The sequence below is a fragment of the Pedobacter sp. genome, assembly GCF_045628745.1.
GTDB lineage: Bacteria > Bacteroidota > Bacteroidia > Sphingobacteriales > Sphingobacteriaceae > Pedobacter.
On the sequence record NZ_JAZQPU010000159.1, the window covers coordinates 1 to 3656 of the forward strand.

1 protein-coding gene and 1 pseudogene are annotated in these 3656 nt (G+C 43.7%); both read right to left on the reverse strand.

What is annotated here, in order from left to right:
• Positions 1-390: pseudogene (locus ACR2F7_RS06525) on the reverse strand (SusD/RagB family nutrient-binding outer membrane lipoprotein); the annotation flags it as partial.
• 20 nt (positions 391-410) lie between these two features.
• Positions 411-3656, reverse strand: a 3246-nt coding sequence (locus ACR2F7_RS06530; protein WP_432712776.1) for a SusC/RagA family TonB-linked outer membrane protein, incomplete at its 5' end; no start/stop codon positions are given.

Sequence of the window (3656 nt, forward strand, 5' to 3'; positions counted from 1 at the left end):
GCTGATTTCATAAATCTTGGCAATGGCCAGCTTCGAACGCCCCGATGGGTCGGTTTCTTTGCCCCTCAGCTCATAGCTGATTTGCTTTAGATCTTTAATCAGCGCATAATGTTGCTCCCAGATAAGATCTTCTGAAGATTCCAGGTACCTTGATACCGGCACTACCTGTCCGCCTGCCCAATGTTGTATCCAAGAGCCGAATTTATTGTTCGGCAGCTCACCGGCTTCAGTAAAGGTTCCATCTTTCAAAACCCTGGAGAAAACCAGTGCCGGATCTATGGTAGTTACCGATGTTGGTGGTGTATTTAGTCTTTCAAAATCCTTTGTACAAGCGCTTAAGCCTATGGAAATAGTTAAGCTGCAAAGTGCTATTTTTATAATGTGTTTCATCAGCGTATATTTTATATCCGTTAAAGTGCTATGCTTAAATTAAATCCAATGTTTCTCAGCATCGGTAAAGACGTAGATTCTATACCAATAGAAGAGTTCGAGGTGTTGAAGGAGGATGCTTCTGGCGAAAATCCATCTGTTTTACGTTGGAAATAGAATAAATTCCTGCCGTATAGGCCTACCGTCATGCTTTTAAACTTAGTGGTCGGCAAAAGTTTCTTAGGTAATTGATAACGCACGCTGATCTCTCTCATGGCAATGTAGCTGGCATCGTTGAGCATTTCTTCAGACACCATCACCTCTTTATCGCTCGCCACTATATTCCAGTAATCTTGCGCTTTAACACCCATTGTGTTTTGAACGCCAGTTCCAGACCAGCTGCCATCAGCATTTTTCTTGCCCACCACACCTGAGGCTACATAAGTGCCCTCTCTGCCTTCAACAGTTTTATTGGTGGTACCGTAAATGATCTCTTCGCGGTTACTTTGCGAGAAAATCATGCCTCCCTGTCTAATGTCAACCAAGGCGTTTAAAGTGATTCCTTTATAGCTGAAGGTATTGAAAAAACCACCCAACCAATCAGGTTGTGCATTGCCAATTCTTTCTACAACCCTGCCGTTACTTCTTAATGGCAGGCCAGTAGCAGGGTCAATTAAGCGGTTGCCATTTTCATCTTTTAACCAGGCAAACTGTGTTCCAATCAACTCTCCAAATGGGCGACCAACCTGTGCCACTACATTTACACCCCTGTCTGAACCCATTAAAAAGGTTTCTACACCGGGTGCCAGCGATAACACTTTGTTGACGTTTTTATTAAAGTTAAAGGTTGTTTTCCAGGTAAAGCCAGAGGCTGTTTTAATTGGTGTTGCATTAAAAGAAAGCTCTAAACCGCGGTTTCTGATCTCCCCTGCATTGATACGCATTACATTAAACAAACTTGATGGCGCAACAGGCACATCTAAAATCTGGTCTTTGGTAGAAGCCTGGTAAAGGGTGAAACCTAAGCCCACACGCCCGTTCCACAGCTCTAAATCTGAACCAAATTCTATAGAAGTCGTCAGCTCATTTTTAAGGTTTTTATCTGGAATAACAGAAGTGAAGGAAGCCAGCGGCACACCTCCATGAGAAAACTGATCAAGACTATAGGTGCCCGTCAACTGGTAAGGGTTTCCAGAACTACCCGCCTGTGCCCATGAACCCCTGAATTTCAAGTAACGCAGGGTATTGCTGGTTAAGCCAAAAGCTTCTGAAGCAATAAAACTTGCACTTGCCGATGGATAAAAGAAAGAGTTATTATTGGCATTCAGGGTAGAACTCCAATCGTTTCTTGCCGTTAAATCTAAGTATAGATAATCTTTATAACCTATTTGTCCGGAAGTATATACCGAGTTAATTTTCGATTCTACAAGGTCAAATACATAAGAATTGGTAAGGGTATTGTTGATGACATATAGGTTAGGTACCACAAACTGACTGCCTGTGTTCCCTGTTTGACGTAAATAACGGCTCAGGTGACTGGCACCTATATTCCATGTAATGCTTATGTCTTCTTTAACCTTGAAATTACTGTTCAGCAGGGCATCAAAGTTGTCTTCGCGTACGCGGATCACATTTTCACTCATGTCTCCTTTACGGTTTAAACTTTGGTAGGTATTGATAGACCTGTATCTTAACCTTTGGTCTGTATAAAAATCAGTACCGCCGGTAGAACTTAATTTCAACCATGGGGCTATGTCGTACGACAAGCGTAAAAAGCCGATCACGCGATCTCTGCGGTCGGTATTTTTAGTTTCATTGATGGTCCAGAAAGGGTTGGCCGTAGAACTATTGGTGGCATAAGTTTTTTCTAAGCCCACCACAGGGTTTGAATAGCCTAATTGCTTAGAAATATCTGCTGCGGTCCATTTGTATTGGCTAAGCACTGACATAGGGATGCTTCTCGGCTGACTGATCAACAGGTAAGCCGGGTTATCAGAAGCATCAGACAGGGTGGGCCTGTTGGTGGCATCCTGCATGATGTAGTTTAACTTGGCATCCAATTTAAATTTATCGGTAATGGAAGCCTGTGTTCTTAAGTTCAGGTTGTTTTTGTTTAAAGTATTGGTCGGCACATAACCATCTACATAGGTATTGGCGTAAGAAAGTCGGTAGTTTACTTTCTCATTTCCACCTTCTACACTGAGGTTGTTGGTATACTGTTTTTCGGTTTGAAAAAAGGCACTATAAGTATCCGACTGTGGGGTTAAGGCCAGCATGTTTCCCCATGGATCTTCATAAGCCTGGCCCTCCATTTTTGGTCCCCAGCTGGAGCGGGTTAACCTATCGCGGCCTCCACTCATTTTCGGCGTTCCTGTTAAACCACCATCAATGGCTTGCTGCATGGTAACAATACTACCATCAGATTTGCGGAAGTGCGTAAAATCACCATTTAAGCCTTGTGCGTATACGTTTTGAAAATCCGGCTCTACCAGGGCATTGCCCAAAGAAAAGTCGGTGTTGAACTGGATGTTTAAACCTGTTCCTGCAGTACCAGCTTTAGTGGTGATCAGGATGACACCGTTGCTTCCTCTTTGTCCGTAAAGGGCAGCAGCATTCGGACCTTTTAACACGGAAATGGTGGCAATATCATCAGGATTGATGTTGGAAATACCATCACCATAATCAGTACCGCCCGTGCTGCTGGCAGCACCAATGTTTTGATTATCGATGGGCACGCCATCTACCACATATAGAGGCTGACTATTTCCTATCAAAGAGTTATTGCCCCTGATCACTACTTTGGATGAACCACCGGAGCCTGAAGAAGCGCGACTCACCTGTACGCCAGAAACTTTTCCGGAAAGGGAATTCGCTACGTTAACTTCGCTGCCCTGGGTCAGCTCATTGCCTTTGAGTTCTGCAATACTGTAACCTAAAGCTTTTTTATTTCTCTTGATGCCCAAAGCGGTAATCACTACATCGTCTAGTTTGGTCGCATCTTCATCAAGGTTAACCACAATAGATAATTTATCTAAAAGGTTGATGGTATACCCTTCCAATACCTTTGTTTTATAACCTATAGAGGTAAAAGTAAAGGTATAACCTCCGCCGGGAGGGATGCCACCAGCAGAAAACTGACCTTGGTTATTGGTCGCTATGGTACTCCTGAAGTTCTTTTCTTTGTTCTCTATTTTCACCGAAACCCCGGGTAGGGCACCACCGGCGGCATCTTTAACAATGCCTGTAACAGAGGCTCCGGTTTGAGCACTTGCAGTCCCTGTCAGCAA